This is a genomic window from Vibrio fortis (assembly GCF_000695685.1).
Classification (GTDB): domain Bacteria; phylum Pseudomonadota; class Gammaproteobacteria; order Enterobacterales; family Vibrionaceae; genus Vibrio; species Vibrio fortis_A.
In genome coordinates this window covers 76,090-94,973 of record NZ_JFFR01000023.1, presented here as the reverse complement: position 1 = coordinate 94,973, position 18,884 = coordinate 76,090, and the positions used below count along the sequence as shown (strand labels likewise).

The following is an 18,884-nucleotide window of genomic DNA, read 5'->3' as shown; positions in this document are numbered from 1 at the left end:
GTGAGTTGGCACCGTCATCAATAGATTAGTGCTCGCGAGTTGCACGGAACTCTACATCAGGGAAACGCTCTGACGCTAGGTTCAAGTTAACCATAGTTGGTGCGATGTAAGTTAGGTTATCGCCACCATCCAACGCTAGGTTAGTCTGGTTCTTACGCTTGAACTCTTCGAACTTCTTAGCATCACCACACTCAACCCAACGTGCTGTCGCAACGTTCACGCTCTCGTAGATCGCTTCAACGTTGTATTCCGCTTTCAGACGAGCTACAACCACATCAAACTGAAGCACACCAACCGCACCTACAATCAGATCGTTGTTCTGTAGTGGACGGAATACCTGAACCGCACCCTCTTCAGAAAGCTGAACTAGACCTTTAAGTAGCTGCTTCTGTTTTAGTGGATCGCGTAGACGGATACGACGGAACAGTTCTGGTGCAAAGTTAGGAATACCAGAGAACTTCAGTGACTCACCTTGAGTGAAGGTATCACCAATCTGGATTGTACCGTGGTTATGCAGACCAATGATGTCACCCGCGTATGCTTTCTCAGCACGTGCACGGTCGCCCGCCATAAAGGTTACCGCATCAGAGATACTTACATTCTTGCCTGTACGAACATGGTTCATCTTCATACCTTGAGAGTAAGTACCCGATACGATACGCATGAATGCAATACGGTCACGGTGTTTTGGATCCATGTTTGCTTGGATCTTAAATACGAAGCCAGAGAACTTCTCTTCTGTCGCTTCGACATCACGCTCAACTGCTTGACGAGTTTTCGGCATTGGCGCCCACTCAGTCAGGCCATCTAACATGTGGTCAACACCAAAGTTACCCAATGCAGTACCGAAGAAAACCGGTGTTAGTTCGCCCGCTAGGAATAGGTCATGGTCGAACTCAGGGCACGCGCCCATGACAAGTTCAAGTTCTTCACGAACGCTTTCAGCTAGATCTGCACCAACTTCTGCATCCAGTTCCGGGTTATCTAGACCTTTGATGATACGAACTTCTTGGATCTCATGGCCGTGGCCAGATTCATATAAGATCGTCTCATCGCGGTGAATGTGGTAAACACCTTTAAACTCTTTACCACAACCGATTGGCCAAGAGATTGGTGCACACGCCATGCTCAGCTCACTTTCAACTTCATCTAGAACTTCCATTGGATCACGCACATCACGGTCCAATTTGTTCATGAAGGTTACGATTGGAGTATCACGTAGACGTGTCACTTCCATTAGCTTACGTGTACGGTCTTCGACACCTTTTGCAGCATCGATAACCATTAGACATGAGTCAACAGCCGTTAGTGTACGGTAGGTATCTTCCGAGAAGTCTTCGTGTCCCGGAGTATCTAGTAGGTTTACTAGGCAATCATTGTACGGGAACTGCATCACAGACGTGGTTACCGAGATACCACGTTCTTTTTCCATCTCCATCCAGTCAGATTTAGCATGCTGGTTAGAGCCACGGCCTTTTACGGTACCCGCTTTTTGAATCGCGTTTCCGAATAAAAGAACCTTTTCAGTAATCGTGGTTTTACCCGCATCCGGGTGAGAGATAATCGCAAACGTTCTACGTTTGCTCACTTCTTGTTGGAAAGACATAGTCGCCCTTTGCTGATCTAAAGCGTAAAAAGGGCAAGTTGTTGAGACTTGCCCTTGAATTTTGTGTGCGGATTATACAGAAGTCGCCCAGCTTTCTAAAGCCTGAGCTAGAAAAAGTCAGAGAGTTAGAGTGACGGCGGCTTACACTAGCCTAAAGTGCCGGACATGGGCACAACATTAGAGGCAGAGTTCAACTTAAGATTCTCTATCAATCTATCTGCGGTTTGAGGAGAAGTAAGATAGAACCCTTGGCCTATCTCACATCCCATAGACATCAAGTCTCGTTGCTGCTGCAACGTTTCCACGCCCTCGGCAATAACTGCTACTCCAAGCTCGTTGCCTATCTGGATCATGCTCTTGAGTAGAACGAGTGAAGTCGAATTGGTGACATAGTCCATCACAAAGCTACGATCGATCTTCAGAGTATCGAACTCAAAGTCTTTAAGATAAGAGAGCGATGAAAAGCCAGTACCAAAATCATCGAGAGCGATACGAACGCCGAGCTGGTGCAGCTCTTTAAAGATGATTTGTGCGAATTGGTCATTCTCTATCATCACAGTCTCAGTGATCTCTACTTCTATCCTATGCGTGGCCACACCACTAGAAATAATCACGCGCTTTAAAGCATCAAAGAATTGAGGATGCTTTAAGCTTCGAGCTGAGATGTTAAGACTCATTACGCCGATATCAATACCGCGGGTAAGCCAGTTTTTGTGTTGCGCCAACGCTAGCTCAGCCACCAGCAGATCTATCTGACGAATTTGCCCCGTCGCTTCCGCAACAGGAATAAAATCATTTGGGTACATCAAGCCTTTAATTGGATGCTTCCAGCGAACTAGTGCCTCAACACCCTCCAAATCACCTGACTTCAACGCCCATTTTGGTAAGTAGTGAATCTCAAACTGCTGTTTGTCGATCGCCTGCCTTAAATCGCGTTCCAACTCTTTTTGCGACATCGCAATGTAGTTGAGCTCTTTGGAATAGAACTGGAAATTGTTTTTCCCTAGTGACTTGGCGTGATACATCGCATCATCAGCGTAACGGATCAGAGAGTGTTGAGAAGTGCTATCGTCTGGGTAAATCGAAATACCAATACTCGCTGTGATTTCTGCAGTTACGTGTTTCAGTTCAAAAGGCTCTCTCAAACGCTTAATCAGTTTCGAGGCAATTTTATTGGCGACACTCACCGCCATATCGACATCGCGCAGGTGTTCCAAAACAATGACGAACTCATCACCGCTGAATCTCGCTGAGAGATCCGTCACTCGAATCGATTGTGTTATGCGCTGTGCGACCTGCTTTAACAGTTCATCACCTGCGGCATGACCATAGAGATCGTTAACCTCTTTAAAATGGTCAAGATCGAGAAACAATAACGCGAACGGGCGCTGAGTCTGTTGAGCATTAAGTATCGACTGCCCGAGTCTATCGAGAAACAGAGTACGGTTGGGCAGCTCGGTTAAAGGATCGAAGTAAGCTTGAGTATGAAGCTGTTTGTTCTTGAGCTCGATAGAAGACTTGGCGTCAGTGAGCGATTTCAATAGTAAGTCTCGGCTCTGTTCATGCTTAAACTGAACACGAAGCGAGTACACACCGATAAAGACAGCTGCGATAATCAAGGTAATGCTGGTTTTGGTATAGCTGGCAATGCCTGACTCATAGCTAGTTTTAATCACGCGCTGAATCTCATCCGCCTGACTGGCGAAGTCGAGATAATACTCGTCAGTCTTTAATCCCAGTGACGGCGTTTCTAAAACCGATTGTTGATAATGCGAACCTGCATATTGGCGAAACTCAGCCAGTGTTTGGCGTAGCATCATCAATCGCTCTCGAAGTTCAGGATCGCTGATCGGTTGATAGCTGCCCATGATGCTCTCTCCCCCATCGAGCAACGCCCCTACATGCCAATCAGCAATCTCTAGGTAGTACCAAACCTCTTGGATCGATTGGGTTGTATCGCCAGAAACAATTTCATCAAACCATAAATAAGCCAGAGAGCCGTTAATCTTTATCTCAGCAGCGGCTTCTGCAAGGGGGGACTTTTTGATCAAGAGATCGGTCGATTGCATGACGAGGACTGTCGTCGACGCTACCACCAGCAACGCTAATAAAGAGGTGAATAGGAACTTTCGTTTATTTAGCATTTTGGGGAATAACATAATCAGGACAAAAAGATTGGGAATAAATCGACCTTAATTCATCAATGTTTCAAATTAATGAACAACTAAACATTTCAGTCACTTATGAAGTTTTGATGAATATTGATAGGTGCGCATTGTATAAGCAAGTCCAACACCGTATATTTCGGTGGCTTGATTAAATCTGACAATGCTGGCCGATAGAAGCGTAACGTACACTATGATGGAAAGGTTCTTACACAAAGCAATCACCACTGTTATCTGTTTGTCTCTATGGCCAACGATGGGCATGGCAAAAGATCTGATCAAGATCGAAGGTTCAAGTACGGTTTATCCCATCACTCGTCAATTTGCTCAGCAATTTATGATGCAACAGAAAGATGTCGCACAGATAGTGGTTGGTGTCACCGGGACTGGTGGCGGGTTTCGCAAATTTTGCCGTGGTAAGACGGATATCTCTAACGCTTCCCGCCCTATCAAAACGCAAGAAAAAGCCTTATGTCGAGAAAACGGCATTGAGTTTCTAGAACTGCCCATTGCGCTCGATGCGATCACACTCGTGGTCAGTAAAGACAACGAGTGGTTACAACACCTATCCCTTGAGGAGCTGGCAACCTTATGGCACCCCTCTTCTGAGAAAACCATTACGCATTGGCATCAGCTCAATCCAAGCTTCCCAGCAGAGCCGATCAAGCTCTATGCTCCAGGAAGCGACTCAGGGACTTACGACTACTTTACCAACGTTGTTCTTAATGGCGACGAGCTGCGCGGTGACCACATCGCCAATGAAGACGATTATCTATTGGCCTCAAAGGTCGCTACCGACCCAAATGCGTTGGCATTTTTAGGCTTTGCTTATTACCAAAACAATCAAACCCAACTCAAGGCTGTTTCAATTTCCAATGACGAGCAGCAAGCCATCGCTCCAAGTATCAATAGTGTCACCAGTGGCCAATACAACTCGCTTTCCCGCCCTCTGTTTATCTACGTTAACAAAGCAGCCGTCAATCGTTATTCCGTCAATCAGTTCATCGAGCACTACTTAAATCAAAAGCATCTATCGTATGTCGTGAGTACTGCTGGCTATATCCCATTGTCTCCGAAAATGCAGAGCGCTGCCCAATCAATCTTTGAAACACAGACCATGGGTTCGGTATTTAACAGTAAAGAGCTAAGTACTAACTTCGAACGCTTTATGGAGCGTAACTAAACAGTTGCTTTGATATCAAAAGGCTGAGGGCAATAAAAAAGCCCAACCTAAGTTGAGCTTTGCCAATATCGATGTGAGCGAGTGACAAGTTAAAAGAAGATGTAACTCATGATAATTGCATCTTCTTTACCGGTGGTCGTTGGGTAATAGTTACGGCGACGATCCACCTCGTTGAAGCCAACCCACTCATACAGACCAAACGCGTTGATATTACTTTCACGGACTTCAAGCCATGCACTTTCTGCTTTTGCCTGTTCGCACACAACTAGAAAATGTTCAATCAACGCCTTGCCGTATCCCTTGCCTTGATGATGAGGGGCAACAGCGATATTGAGAAGTGTTACTTCACCAACAATGTTTTGCGCATAGAAGTAACCAACCACCTCGTCATCGACTAGCATCACATGATGGCAACCACCTCGGCTGTCGAGATCGCGAATCATGTTTTGTGACCAAGGGTGAGTATGAGCTTGTTGCTCAATCTGCCAGATCGCATCAAGGTGCGCGTCTGACATGCTAATAAATTGACTATTCATAAGAACAAATTTGCTGCCACAGAGCGCGGCGTTGCTGATTGTTACCATCAATCTGAGATAATAAAGGGGATTGCAGCATTTTCGCTGTGATATCAGTATCGGATTCACACCCTGCAAACCATACCCACTGCGGTGAACTTAAATCAAAATGGCTCAGCTCACTTGGATGGACATATTGCGCTTGTGACAGTTCCAGTTTGATGCTTTTTAGCACTCGCTCAAACATCTCAGCTAGCGCGCCTTGAGGCTTTTCTGGTGAGACTAATAGCAACTGGCATGTTTCAGGCAGTTTAACGAGCTCGGTCTGATAACCAGCCAGACGTTCAGGGTGGCTCAGTTCCCACTGAGTAATTCCCATTTCCTGTAAATACTGCGCATGAATCTGTGACATGTCTGTGCCTATTTGACTGAGCCCAAGGTTGAATCGAGCTGATACTAACAAAAAATAAAGGAGCATCAAGCTCCTTTATCTCTATTGGTCACGTTTCTTCTATCCGCATCTTATGTGCTGGCGAAGTCGATGAGGGTTACACTCGCCTAGAGCTCATTAAACTCAGGGCTGTACTCAATAGTACCACTGTGTCCAGAGAACACGCCTTCCACCAGCTCAATCGCTTGAAAGGCGCCTTCAGGAACATCCCAACGGCACTGAAAACCAAACTCACTCGCAGCCTTAAAACCGACTTTACTGTAAAAGCTTGGGTCGCCCAGAACCACACAGGCTGGATAACCAAAGTCGCGCAGTGACGAAAAGGCCTCTTCCATCAAAGTTCGAGCAATGCCTTGACCACGAAAGTCCTCACGTACGGCTAATGGCGCTAAACCCTGCCAATTATGGTCTTCGCCTTTTAGGGTCAGTGGGCTAAACATCACGTGGCCAACCACTTCACCTTCATCAGAGCATGCCACCAAAGACAGCGTCAGATGACTGTTTTCACGCAGGCTCATCACTAGGTTCGCTTCTGCGTCCGTTTCAAAAACAGATTTCAGCAAGCGGTCAATTGCAAGTATGTCTGCAGGTGCCTCAGTTCGAATAAGCATTCATTACCTCATTTTGTGTCTGAGGCGATTGTACCCCCTTCTGCACAAAATCAGCTAATTGATTCAATAACATTTTCATTGGAGCCGGAAGTAGGTCTAAATCTACACTGTCCATCAGGTTCTTCACCTCTAGACCAAGCTCGGTATCCCCTTCAATAGAAAGGCGGCGTTGAAAGAACAAAGTATCTGGGTCTTCTTTGCGTCCAGCGATCAAAACAAGGTCGTTCAGGTTGCCACTAAAGCTCACGTCTTCTGTCACTTCTTTATCTGCAACAACCAGTTGCTCATCTTGATAGCTGATGCACCAACTCAAGCCCATATCTTTAATCGACACTTTTAACCACTTGTCTTCAAGAAACTCAAAGTCGCCATCTTCCAGCGCTTCCTTGAAAACATTCTTAAGTGCTTCTAATAAGGCTTTTTTTTGTACTGTTTTTGGCAATAACTGGACTGGAGATCGCAAAATTGATGCGGCGTTTTGAACTAGTTGAGTGCGAACCTTGTTTATCACGTGACTTATCCGTAACTTTATCAATAATATGGCACTCATCTTAAGTGATCTTAAAGGCTCAAATCCTGTTATGTATCAAATTAATTTCGGTTTGATGCTTGTACTTTAATATCCTCAAAATCATAGTTATAGTAACTCTGGTAATAAGAACAGTCGCAGAATTGCTGCTATGCTAGGTAAATAGCTAAAATTACATCATTTAGTAATAAACATTCATCTATAATGAATACTCAAGCTTTTGGAGAATTGGTAGTACTTTGATGCCTCCCCAGCAACTACAACATTGGTTTTCACAGCTCACAGCAAATAGTCCTTTCTTTTTTGCTGTTCTTGATGCTCAGCATAACTATTTTATGGTTAATGAGCGCTACTGTGATATTGCGGGGTTAAACCAATCAGAGTTAACAGGAATGAACGACCGCCAAACCCTTGGTGAGCAGTTCTACCAACACCTGAAGCCATACTACGAGCGCGCCTTCAAAGGTGAATCCATTGAGGCGGAAATTACGCTCAACGAAACCGACCTCGATACCAGCCTTCATTTTAGCCTAGCGCCACTGTCTAACGGAAAAGACACCGACTACATTGTCTTTCACGCCTTTGACACCTCTGAAAATCAAGTTCTTGTCCGCTCACTCGAAGAGTCTGAAGCCAAATTCCATAAGCTGACTCACTTACTACCAGACGGACTTCTTCTCGTTGAAGATGATTTCATTCTCTCTTCTAACCCAGCTGCAGCTCGCTTGCTCGGCTTTAACTCTCCATCTGAGTTACTTGGCGAAGAGCTAGGACGCCTATTCATTGATGAGCAAACCAAAACAGTCTTCAGCAATAAGCTCAGCTCTATTGTTTCTGAGTCTGGTTTGGTTTGCTTAACTGGCGCGCGCTGCGGTTTTGAGCGTAAGGTTCAATTGCATATTGATTCAACTGCCCTGTTGGGAAGCACTACCCAATTAGTCCTGATTCAAGACGCGCAAGAAGCACCCAAAACCCTCACCACCAACGTTAATGAAGATGCCTACATTGACGACCTGACTAAGCTGTATAACCGTGTTGGGTTCACCAAACGTTTAGAGCAGTTTATTCATAATGAGACGCCAGCGGTGATGTTGTACCTAGACATTGATAACTTCAAAAATATCAATGACTCACTGGGTCATCACATCGGTGACAAGGTGATTAAAGAGGTCGCATCTCGCCTTAAGCGTCTATTACCAAGACGCGCGGTAGTAGGTCATTTGGGTGGTGATGAATTTGGTATCATCCTGCCAGAGCCTGAACACAAAAAGACCGTTGAAGCCCTAGCTGAAAAGATCATTGCTCTGATCAATCAGCCGTTCGATCTTCACCATTTTAGCAAACGCTTGGCTTGTTCCATTGGTAGTGTCAGCTTTCCTCAAGATGGTACCGATGCGCGTATCTTGCTGCAAAATGCCGATACTGCGATGTATGAAGCCAAAGACCGAGGCCGTAACCGCTTAATTAAGTTCAATGAGCAGATGAACAAAGAAGCTCGTATGCGTCTTTGGCTTGAAATCGAACTTCAGAAAGCACTGCAGCAAAATGGTTTAGAGGTTTGGTATCAACCTAAGGTCAACGCCCGTGACTTCACCATCAATGGTGCTGAAGCCTTGGTACGCTGGAAACACCCAGTCGAAGGCTACATCAGCCCTGCTGCCTTTATCCCAGTTGCCGAGCGCGCGGGTTTGATTGAACAGCTAGGTCGAGTGGTGATGCGTGAGGTGTTTGCAACGGTTAAGCGTTGGAAGATTCAAGGGATCTTGCCAGGTCGCGTAGCGATCAACCTTTCCCCTGAGCAGTTTGGTAACCCTAAGCTGATCGACTACATGGAAAAGCTGCTACGAACTACAGAGCTCGACCCAAGCGCTATCACCTTCGAATTAACCGAAAGTGCTGTAATGAGTGACAGCGAACACACGCTTCAGATGCTTAACGCCATTAAGAAACTTGGCTTTGCCCTTTCGATCGACGATTTCGGTACCGGTTACTCATCACTTTCTTACTTGGCTCGTTTCCCAATTGACGAGTTGAAGATAGACCGTGCCTTCATCACCGACATTGATACCTTACCAAAGCAAGTTACGGTGATTGAAAACATCATCAACCTCGGTAAATCACTAAACCTGACTGTGGTTGCTGAGGGTGTTGAAACTAGCGAACAAGCGACACTGCTCTCGAACCTCAACTGTAGTTCAATTCAGGGCTTCCATTTCTATCGACCTCAACCAAAACAGGAAGTTGAAGAGTTGTTTGCCCAGAACCGTCGCCATAAAAACTAGCCCACCATTTTTAGGTTTTGCTCTACCTCAAACGGAGTAAAAGCGGATTTATCCGACTAAACCTGCCTTACATCAATTCTGACGTTCACATTTCTTCATAAAATGCTCGCTTCAAATTTATCTACTGGTAGTGAGCAAATGGAACTCTTATGCCCAGCAGGAAACTTACCTGCTTTGAAAACAGCCATTGACTGTGGTGCGGATGCTGTCTACATCGGATTCAAAGACGACACTAATGCACGCCACTTTGCTGGCCTGAACTTCTCTGGCAAGAAGCTAGATCGTGCCGTTGAATACGTCCACGACCGCAAGAAAAAAATTCATATCGCACTCAACACATTCGCTCACCCTAATGGTTTTGAACGCTGGACCAATGCTGTTGACCAAGCCGCTGCATTAGGTGTGGATGCGCTGATCGTGGCGGACATTGCTGTTCTTGAGTACGCGGCGAATAAGTACCCGCATATGGAGTTACACCTATCGGTACAAGCTTCAGCGACCAACGCTGCAGCCATTGACTTCTACCACAAAAATTTCAACGTGAAGCGTGTGGTACTGCCACGCGTACTCTCTATTCACCAAGTAAAACAGCTGTCTCGCAATATCTCTTCAGATGTAGACCTTGAAGTATTTGCCTTCGGTAGCCTGTGTATTATGGCCGAAGGTCGTTGTTACCTCTCGTCTTACATGACAGGTGAATCTCCAAATACAGTAGGTGCCTGTTCTCCAGCGAAATACGTGCGCTGGCAAGAGACTGAAACCGGGCTTGAATCTCGCCTCAATGAAATCTTGATCGACAAGTACGCACAAGGTGAAAACGCTGGCTACCCTACCCTTTGTAAGGGCCGCTTCGAAGCTGAAATCGAAGGCGAGCGTAAGCGTTATCACGCCCTAGAAGAACCAACCAGCCTAAACACCTTATCGATGCTGCCAGAGCTGTTTGCAGCCAACGTAGCGTCAGTAAAAATCGAAGGCCGTCAACGTAGCCCAGCTTATGTAGAACAAGTGACTCGCACTTGGCGCGCTGCCATTGATCGCTACCAAGCAAACCCAGAGGCTTACCAAGTTGAAGCCGCTTGGGATGCGGCTCTAGCGAACGTGTCTGAAGGTACACAAACCACGCTTGGCGCTTACCACCGTAAATGGCAATAGGATTGATGGAGAACACAATGAAATACGCATTAGGCCCACTACTCTATTTTTGGCCAAGACAAGACGTAGAGAGCTTCTACGAGCAAGCTAAGACAAGCTCGGCTGACATCATCTACCTTGGTGAAGCGGTCTGTTCGAAACGCCGCGAGATGAAAGCAAAGCACTGGTTGGATATCGCCAAAGAACTTTCAGCTTCAGGCAAGCAAGTCGTACTATCGACTATGGCGCTTTTGGAAGCACCAAGCGAAGTAAACATCATGAAAAAGTACGTCGACAATGGCGACTTTGCGATTGAAGCCAACGATGTATCGGCTATTCAGCTTGCGAGTGAAAGTAAAGTTCCATTCGTAGTTGGCCCAGCGGTCAACACCTACAACGCGCACACGCTGAACCTATTTCTTAAGCAGGGCATGACTCGTTGGTGTATGCCTGTTGAGTTGTCTCGAGAGTGGTTATCAAACGTGATGACTCAGTGTGAAGAGCTCAACATTCGTAATAAGTTTGAAGTGGAAGTCTTCAGCCACGGCTACCTGCCTTTGGCCTACTCTGCTCGTTGCTTTACGGCTCGCGCGGAGAACAAAGCGAAGGACGATTGTGAGACGTGCTGTATTAAGTACCCAACCGGCCTTCAAGTAGAGAGCCAAGAAGGACAGTCAGTCTTCAACCTAAACGGCATTCAAACCCAGTCAGGTTACTGCTACAACCTGATCAATGATTTGCCGAATATGCATGACTTGGTTGATGTGGTTCGTTTAAGCCCATTGGGCATTGATACCTTCTCTGAGCTCAATAACTTTAGAGCTAATGAAAAGGGTGAGAACCCAATTCAGATTGCTGACCGTCAGTGCAACGGCTACTGGCATCAGTTAGCAGGTTTGGAAGTAAAAAACATCTAAGCCAAGCCCCAAATACAAAAAGGTCTAGCAATAGCTAGACCTTTTCTTTATCAATAAACTCTTAATTCATTAAGCTGTTGCTGTCTGCAGCGGCTGCGTATTGAGCTTCTTTACATCTTTCACCAACATCAGAATCACGACCACACTCAGCGCGATGTTCGACAGTGGATAAGCAATCCAGATTCCCGGTACACCGAACAGCTTCGGCATAATGTACAAGAACGGCAGTTGAATCAGCATATTGCCTACCGTTACAAACATCGCTTTGCTGCCTTTGTTTACGGCTTGATAGTAAGCACCAGCGACGACCAAAAAGCCATCAAGCGCCAGAGCGAACATATGCAGTCTAATCCCCAATACCGTGTACTCGACTAGCTGCGGGTCTTCTGAGTTAAACACCGATACAAACTCTCTCGGGAAGATGTTCAACAGCACAATAAAGACCATACCCACAAAGACTGAACTCACCATCGCAATCTTAAGCAGCTGGCGAATATTGTCGTGACGCTTAGCGCCATGGTTATAGCTCACTAGTGGCTGCATACCATTGGCGATACCCTCTGCTGTGAGGTAGTAAACCGTCACGATGTAGCCGAGAATCGCATACGCACCAATCATCAGTTGGTTACCATATTGTGCAAACAACGCGTTATGTAGCGCCACCATCATCGAGCCATAAGCGTACATAAAGAAGCTCGACGTACCGATAGCGAAGATCTGTGGAATCACATCAAGCTTAAGTCTCAGCTCACTCCAACGTAGACGCAAGTTCGCTCTGCGTGAGAAGAAGTAAGCTAAGCCTAAACCTGTTACCACTAGCTGAGCGATTGCTGTTGCTAAAGCGGCACCTGTCAGTTCCCAGTTCAGCCATGCTATGAATAGATAGTCGAGCACAATGTTAATCACCGCACCAACCACCATCAAAATAGTGGCTAAATTTGGGCTGTCGTCATTGCGTAGTAAGAACGGCATCGCGATAGAACCCAAGGTAAAGACACTGCCCACAATCAGAATCTGTAGGTACTGTAAACCAAGATCAAATACGCGCCCTTCCGCCCCCTGCCAACGCAAAAAATCGTCTGCAAAGAAGAAAAGAACGCCAGCGACGAACGGCGTCAACACCAATAATAGAGTGAGACCAGTAGCGAGGATCTGTTTAGCCCCTTGGGTATCTTTTTCCCCTTGGCGAATCGATACTAAAGCTCCCGTACCCACACCAACAAGCATGCCTAGACCGAGGATTGAACCGATCACCGGCCAAGCCACGTTGATACCGGCAAGGCCATCGGCACCAACAAAACGACCAATGAAAATACCATCAACCACTTGGTATAAACCATTGACCAACATTGCAGCCACGGTTGGGATTGTATAGCGCCAAAATTGACGACTGATTGACTGACTCATCTTCTACTCTTACTTTCTACTGTTATCTCACTATAACCAGTGAGTGATGACGTTTCTGTTGTCCTTGAAACCTGCGCTCATCCTGCCGACCACTTAGTTAACCAGGCTAACTAAATAATCAAATTTTTACTTGAGGGCCTTATTCAACAATAAGTTCAGCTGCTCTATTTCTTGCTCGCTTAACTGGCTCTCTAATGTGTTTGCCATAACCTGATAGATCTTACTCTCTTCCTCTAGGCCCGTTTCAGCTTTTGCTGTGAGTACAACTAGCTTCGAACGTGCATCTTCAGGGCTCGGGCGTCGCTCGACCAATCCTTTTCGTTCTAAGCGCTGCACCATAGTGGTCGCAGAGGGTTTAGTCACTTGCATCTCTTCTGCAAGGTCCGTTAATCGAATGGGCTCTTTAGCCGCCTCAATGACCTTGAGGTAGTCATACTCATTAAAGCTAAGCTGACCAATTGGATCCTCTTTCGATTGCGTTCGCCATATTTTCGATGCAAATCGCTCGATCTTTTCTAGGTTCTCATTCAACACAGTTCTTCGAACAACCCACATTTAATTAGCAATGCTAACTATTTTAATCCAAGTTGATTAAATTGCAATCAGAAAAAGTGTGCCACATAAAAAAGCCGCTCATCAGAGCGGCTTTATTGAGATTTATTTTGAAAGGACTAATTTAGTTCTCTTCAGCTTTTGCTTGTTCTAGCTTAGCCTGCGCAAGGCGCTCTTCCTTAAGGTCCATAAAGATACGACCGAGCTCAAGGAAAGAGTAACGATGCTCTACGTACTCATAAACATTGAATGACACCGCTAGCTTGTAAAGAGAGATCGCATTCGCGTAGTCACCGCGCAAATGATAACGCTTACCTAAGTAGAAGTAGGTCTCGGTTAAACGCTGCGCCAACAATGTGTTGTCACGAGTACCACTCAAGATCGCTTTGAATGCCTGCTCTTCTGAAATTTCATCGAGCATAATCGCAACCAGTACCCAGCCCCATTGCTCATCACGATCTTGGTAGCGTGACTGCAAATCTTTTAGTGCTTGTTCTGGCGTCAGCTCACTCTGAATGATGTAAAGCCATAGCGCACGGAATGGGTCACTTGGATCATCATTATAGTGCTTAAGCATCTCTTCATTTGACAGCTCGTAGCGCTCGCCATAGTAAAGGGCAATAGCGCGGTTACGTTCTGCGTATGAGTTGCTTGGATCAAGCTCTAATGTTGAGTCGAAAGATTCATAAGCAGCATCAAACTCACCCACTTGGGTAAAGTAAACACCCAATAGATTAAAGATGTCAGGTTGTGCCGGATTCAAAGATAAAGACTGATTAAAATCGAGTCGAGCGAGATCACGCAAGCCGACGCTGTCGTAATAGTTGCCGCGTTCAAATAGCATCTTAGCTCGAACGTCATCACCAAGGTCAGGTCTTTGTAACAATTGAGATAAACGAGCTATCTGAACTTCTTGCTGCACACTCGGCTGCAGAGGCACAGCCATAGGTGGATAGACCCAGCGCTGAGCTGAGCTGTCCATTGTCGATGCACAACCTGTTAAAACAAGCAGCAGAGACAGACTCGCGGTTTGAAACCATTTCACAAATACTTACTCCTGTTATGACCGCAATAAAAAAGGGAGCGATATGCTCCCTTTATAACATGCTTTGTTAATGATGGGTTAGAAATCACTAAAAAGCGATAGTTCCATCATTTTACTGAGAATTACTCAGCAGCAGGTGCTTCGCCTTCAGCTGGCGTTTCAACTGCTTCTTTCATGCTTAGACGTACACGGCCTTGACGGTCGATTTCAAGAACCTTAACAGGAACTTCTTGACCTTCAGTTAGGTAGTCAGACACTTTCTCAACGCGCTTGTCAGCGATTTGAGAGATGTGTACTAGACCATCTTTACCTGGAAGGATAGTAACGAATGCACCGAAGTCTGCAAGACGCGCAACCTTACCTTGGTAGATACGGCCAACTTCAACTTCTGCTGTGATCTCTTCGATACGACGGATTGCTTCTTTCGCAGCTGTACCTTCAGTTGCAGCAATCTTGATTGTACCGTCGTCATCGATTTCGATAGTTGTACCTGTCTCTTCAGTTAGAGCACGGATAACTGCACCACCTTTACCGATAACGTCTTTGATCTTCTCAGCGCTGATCTTCATTGTGTGAATACGCGGAGCGAACTCAGAGATATCTTCACGAGCACCAGAGATAGCTTCATCCATTACAGATAGGATGTGCTTACGTGCACCTTGCGCTTGGTTAAGAGCAATTTGCATGATCTCTTTAGTGATACCTTCGATCTTGATGTCCATTTGAAGTGCAGTGATACCAGTGTTAGTACCCGCTACTTTAAAGTCCATGTCACCTAAGTGGTCTTCGTCACCAAGGATATCAGAAAGAACAACGAAGTCGTCGCCTTCTTTAACAAGACCCATTGCGATACCCGCAACAGAAGACTTGATTGGAACACCTGCATCCATAAGAGCTAGAGACGTACCACATACAGAAGCCATTGAAGAAGAACCGTTAGATTCTGTGATTTCTGATACTACACGTACTGTGTATGGGAACTCGTCTACAGATGGCATTACTGCAGCAATACCACGCTTAGCTAGTTTACCGTGGCCGATTTCACGACGCTTAGGAGAACCTACAAAACCAGTTTCGCCAACACAGTATGGAGGGAAGTTGTAGTGTAGTAGGAAGTGATCTTTACGCTCACCAGTTAGCTCGTCAATGATTTGAGCGTCACGTTGTGTGCCAAGAGTAGCAGTAACGATAGCTTGAGTTTCACCACGAGTGAATAGTGAAGAACCGTGTGTACGAGGAAGAACACCAGTACGTACATCTAGTGCACGAACCATGTCTTTTTCACGGCCATCGATACGTGGGTTACCAGCGATGATGCTGCGACGTACAACTGTTTTCTCTAGATCGTGGAAAATAGAGTGAGCTTCTTTTAGGTTCACTTCTTCGTTTTCAGAGACTAGTACTTCGTTAACTTCAGCTGCGATCTCGTGGATGCGGTCATAACGAGTCATTTTCTCTGTGATTTGGTACGCTTCAACTAGCTTAGCTTCTGCTAGTTCAGCAATACGAGTGTTTAGAGCAGTGTTCTCTTCTGGAGCAACCCAGTCCCATGCTGGAGTAGCAACTTCAGCTGCGAACTCGTTGATCGCGTTAATAACAACTTGCTGTTGATCGTGACCAAATACAACTGCAGATAGCATCTCTTCTTCTGTTAGGTTGTCTGCTTCAGACTCAACCATAAGAACAGCGCCTTCAGTACCCGCAACTACTAGGTCTAACTTAGACGTTTCTAGCTCAGTGTTGCTTGGGTTTAGTACTAGTTGACCGTCGATGTGACCAACACGTGCTGCACCGATTGGGCCGTTGAACGGGATACCAGAGATAGCAAGTGCTGCTGAAGTACCGATCATTGTTACCATGTCAGGCTGAACGTCTGGGTTTACAGACATTACTGTAGCGATAACTTGTACTTCGTTTTTGAATGCGTCTGGGAAAAGAGGACGAATTGGACGGTCGATCAGACGAGCCGTTAGTGTTTCGCCTTCAGAAGGACGACCTTCACGCTTGAAGAAGCCACCAGGGATCTTACCTGCAGCGTATGTACGCTCTTGGTAGTTAACTGTTAGTGGGAAGAAGTCTTGACCTTCAACCGCTTCTTTTTTACCAACAACAGATACGAATACAGACGTATCGTCCATTGTTACCATTACTGCAGCAGTAGCTTGACGTGCAATAACACCTGTTTCTAGAGTTACGGTGTGGTTACCGTACTGAAACGTTTTTACAACTGGTTTTTCAAACATTGTATTTCCTTCATCTAAAGATTGCTCTTTAGAATAAGTGAATGGGTACTCCGCAATGACTAATCGCGACTAGTAAAAAAAGACGAAAAAGAACGACGTTCTCCGCTCATCTGTTTTTAATAGTCGCGACCTATTGGCCGACATCTGTGACTGTCATTGTTGAGTAAAGTGAAGTGCCAGAGTTTCATAGAATTACTGGCGTGCAAGAGTATAAACTATTTTTCTGACAAGAGACATTTTCAGAGCCAAAAAACGAGTTTACAGCACACATAACGGGTACTTTTCTCTGCGTTGTGGCGATATTTCAGACATAAAAAAAGCCTCAGCAATTGCTGAGGCTCTTTCATCAAATTCGAGATTTGATTAGCGACGTAGACCTAGACGCTTGATAAGCTCTTGGTAACGACCAAGATCTTTACCTTTTAGGTAGTCTAGAAGCTTACGACGGCTAGAAACCATACGTAGAAGACCACGACGGCTGTGGTGATCGCCTTTGTGAGCTTTGAAGTGACCTTGTAGGTGGTTGATAGAAGCAGTAAGTAGAGCTACTTGTACTTCTGGTGAACCTGTGTCGCCTTCAGAGCGCGCGTATTCTGCAACGATTGCTGCTTTAGTTTCTGCATTCAGAGACATAATTCTCTCCTGATAAGAGTAGTTTGATATTTGTAGCAGCCAATCTCTGATTCAGCCGCTACGCGAGCCGTGGATTATAGGGAAGTTTGCCTAGTGGTGCAATAACAATCTATCGCGATCTCACTGAACGAAAACAAAAAAGCAGAAGACCTAAATTGGACTTCTGCTTTTCACGACTTATAAGCAAAGATTGCGTTTAATCTTGATTACGCTTGCGGCTCTTCTTCACGGAAAACCACCAAGCGTTTTGGTGCTACGCGACCATCATTATCGATCTGAGCTACACCAACAAACAGCTTCTCTTCACCACTTGTCATACGCACTGTGCCTTCTGCTGGTGCACCGGCAACTTGTACTGGCATACCGTGCTGAACTAGATCAGTCAGCTCCGCATTCAGGTTCACTTCTGGTAGATCTTCTACTGCGGTGTCCATTGGCATCAACAGTGGATCAAGCAGCTCTTTTGGTGCAATGTCTTGCTGTTGAGCTTGCTCTAGGATTTCGTTCAGTTGCTCTAGCGTAACCATGCGCTCGTATGGGTACTTTGCAACACCGGTACGACGCAGCATGGTTACGTGCGCACCACAGCCTAGCATTTCGCCCAGATCGTCAGTGATGGTACGGATGTAAGTGCCTTTTGAACAGTGCACTTCCATCTCCACTTCATCACCTTCAAAGCGAAGTAGATCGATAGAGTAAACCGTGATCTTACGAGATTCACGCGGTACTTCGATGCCTGCACGCGCGTATTCATACAAAGGCTTACCTTGGTATTTTAACGCAGAGAACATGGATGGTACTTGGTCAGTTTCACCCTTGAAGCTCTCAATGCAACGCTCAAGCTGTTCGCAAGTGACATTCACTTCACGAGTTTCAACAACTTCACCATCAGAGTCAGAAGTGTTGGTACGCTCACCTAGCTTAGCGATCACAACGTAGCGCTTATCAGAATCTAATAGAAACTGAGAAAACTTGGTTGCCTCACCTAAACAGATTGGCAGCATGCCTGTCGCAAGAGGATCCAAAGCACCGGTGTGCCCTGCTTTCTCTGCAAAGTAAATACGCTTTACTTTCTGCAGTGCGTCATTCGATGAGATGCCAGTCGGCTTATCTAATAAAATAACCCCGTTAATCGGGCGACCTTTACGACGGCGAGCCATTACTCTTCACCTTCCGAAGTAGACTCATCACGGCCAGCAGCTTGCTGCTTACGCTTGTCTTCGCTTACCACTTCAGACACTAGGTTAGACATACGCATACCTTCAACCAAAGTGTTGTCGTAAGTGAAACGAATTTCTGGCGTTAGGCGTAGACGGATACGCTTACCTAGCATCATACGTAGTTGAGGCTCGTGCTCTTTCAGTGCAGCTAGGCTCGACTCTGGTGTTTGCTCGCCCACACATAGGAAAGTAACGAATACTTTTGCGTAAGCAAGGTCACGAGAAACCTCTACATCAGAGATAGTTACCATACCGATACGTGAGTCACGAACTTCACGTTGCAGCATGATTGCTAGCTCTTTTTGTAGTTGCTGAGACACGCGCTGCGTGCGGCTAAATTCTTTTGACATTTTCTTTTCTCACTTAGAAAGATGGGGGGCTTGGTAATAACCAG

At 45.8% G+C, this 18,884-nt stretch carries 17 protein-coding genes; 4 read left to right on the top strand and 13 right to left on the bottom strand.

The features are described from left to right. Positions 1–25: 25 nt before the first annotated feature. Together prfC and VFDL14_RS10235 are read right to left on the bottom strand one after the other, a co-directional pair. Positions 26–1,606, bottom strand: coding sequence for a peptide chain release factor 3 (prfC, locus tag VFDL14_RS10230; protein ID WP_032551563.1), 1,581 nt, complete (start codon positions 1,604–1,606; stop codon positions 26–28). A 146-nt stretch (positions 1,607–1,752) separates the two neighbouring features. Further along, positions 1,753–3,750, bottom strand: a complete 1,998-nt coding sequence (locus VFDL14_RS10235; protein WP_032551562.1) for a putative bifunctional diguanylate cyclase/phosphodiesterase — start codon at positions 3,748–3,750, stop codon at positions 1,753–1,755. Positions 3,751–3,967: 217 nt separating this feature from the next. Here VFDL14_RS10235 and VFDL14_RS10240 point away from each other — a divergent pair, with 217 nt between their 5' ends. Further along, positions 3,968–4,954, top strand: a complete 987-nt coding sequence (locus tag VFDL14_RS10240; RefSeq protein WP_032551561.1) for a PstS family phosphate ABC transporter substrate-binding protein — start codon at positions 3,968–3,970, stop codon at positions 4,952–4,954. Positions 4,955–5,043: 89 nt separating this feature from the next. Here VFDL14_RS10240 and rimI read toward each other — a convergent pair whose 3' ends face one another. The 4 genes from rimI to ubiT all read right to left on the bottom strand — a co-directional run bounded on the left by rimI (position 5,044) and on the right by ubiT (position 7,042). Then, entirely contained in the window at positions 5,044–5,490 is a 447-nt protein-coding gene (gene rimI, locus VFDL14_RS10245) for a ribosomal protein S18-alanine N-acetyltransferase (protein ID WP_032551560.1), read from the bottom strand. Then, positions 5,483–5,881 carry a DNA polymerase III subunit psi gene (locus tag VFDL14_RS10250; protein WP_032551757.1) on the bottom strand — a complete coding sequence of 133 codons (399 nt, stop codon included), beginning with the start codon at positions 5,879–5,881 and terminating at the stop codon, positions 5,483–5,485. The genes rimI and VFDL14_RS10250 overlap by 8 nt, the downstream gene beginning before the upstream one ends. Positions 5,882–6,027: 146 nt before the next feature. After that, positions 6,028–6,531 carry a GNAT family N-acetyltransferase gene (locus VFDL14_RS10255; RefSeq protein WP_032551559.1) on the bottom strand — a complete coding sequence of 168 codons (504 nt, stop codon included), beginning with the start codon at positions 6,529–6,531 and terminating at the stop codon, positions 6,028–6,030. Then, positions 6,515–7,042: a ubiquinone anaerobic biosynthesis accessory factor UbiT gene (ubiT, locus tag VFDL14_RS10260; protein ID WP_032551558.1), complete on the bottom strand. Its 528-nt coding sequence runs from the start codon at positions 7,040–7,042 to the stop codon at positions 6,515–6,517. Before ubiT ends, VFDL14_RS10255 begins: the two co-directional genes overlap by 17 nt. Before the next feature lie 260 nt (positions 7,043–7,302). Here ubiT and VFDL14_RS10265 point away from each other — a divergent pair, with 260 nt between their 5' ends. The 3 genes from VFDL14_RS10265 (at position 7,303) to VFDL14_RS10275 (ending at position 11,390) form a co-directional block, all read left to right on the top strand. Continuing rightward, entirely contained in the window at positions 7,303–9,342 is a 2,040-nt protein-coding gene (locus tag VFDL14_RS10265; protein WP_032551557.1) for a bifunctional diguanylate cyclase/phosphodiesterase, read from the top strand. A gap of 138 nt (positions 9,343–9,480) precedes the next feature. After that, positions 9,481–10,494: a ubiquinone anaerobic biosynthesis protein UbiU gene (ubiU, locus tag VFDL14_RS10270; protein WP_032551555.1), complete on the top strand. Its 1,014-nt coding sequence runs from the start codon at positions 9,481–9,483 to the stop codon at positions 10,492–10,494. Positions 10,495–10,511: 17 nt separating this feature from the next. Continuing rightward, a complete protein-coding gene (locus VFDL14_RS10275; protein ID WP_032551554.1) occupies positions 10,512–11,390 on the top strand; it encodes a U32 family peptidase in 879 nt (292 codons plus the stop codon). A 69-nt stretch (positions 11,391–11,459) separates the two neighbouring features. Here the strand turns inward: VFDL14_RS10275 and VFDL14_RS10280 are convergent, their stop codons facing one another. The 7 genes from VFDL14_RS10280 to rbfA all read right to left on the bottom strand — a co-directional run bounded on the left by VFDL14_RS10280 (position 11,460) and on the right by rbfA (position 18,840). Continuing rightward, positions 11,460–12,797: an MATE family efflux transporter gene (locus VFDL14_RS10280; RefSeq protein ID WP_032551553.1), complete on the bottom strand. Its 1,338-nt coding sequence runs from the start codon at positions 12,795–12,797 to the stop codon at positions 11,460–11,462. A gap of 126 nt (positions 12,798–12,923) precedes the next feature. Next, positions 12,924–13,331, bottom strand: a complete 408-nt coding sequence (locus VFDL14_RS10285) for a MarR family winged helix-turn-helix transcriptional regulator (RefSeq protein ID WP_032551756.1) — start codon at positions 13,329–13,331, stop codon at positions 12,924–12,926. Positions 13,332–13,473: 142 nt separating this feature from the next. After that, positions 13,474–14,394 (bottom strand): lipoprotein NlpI, encoded by a 921-nt coding sequence (gene nlpI / locus VFDL14_RS10290; protein WP_032551552.1) that lies wholly within the window; start codon positions 14,392–14,394, stop codon positions 13,474–13,476. A 122-nt stretch (positions 14,395–14,516) separates the two neighbouring features. Then, positions 14,517–16,637, bottom strand: coding sequence for a polyribonucleotide nucleotidyltransferase (pnp, locus tag VFDL14_RS10295; RefSeq protein WP_032551551.1), 2,121 nt, complete (start codon positions 16,635–16,637; stop codon positions 14,517–14,519). 363 nt (positions 16,638–17,000) lie between these two features. Continuing rightward, complete coding sequence (gene rpsO / locus VFDL14_RS10300) at positions 17,001–17,270, bottom strand: 30S ribosomal protein S15 (RefSeq protein ID WP_032551549.1); 270 nt, start codon at positions 17,268–17,270, stop codon at positions 17,001–17,003. 206 nt (positions 17,271–17,476) lie between these two features. Continuing rightward, positions 17,477–18,430, bottom strand: a complete 954-nt coding sequence (gene truB / locus VFDL14_RS10305; RefSeq protein WP_032551548.1) for a tRNA pseudouridine(55) synthase TruB — start codon at positions 18,428–18,430, stop codon at positions 17,477–17,479. Then, entirely contained in the window at positions 18,430–18,840 is a 411-nt protein-coding gene (rbfA, locus tag VFDL14_RS10310; protein WP_032551547.1) for a 30S ribosome-binding factor RbfA, read from the bottom strand. The genes truB and rbfA overlap by 1 nt, the downstream gene beginning before the upstream one ends. Positions 18,841–18,884 lie beyond the last annotated feature (44 nt).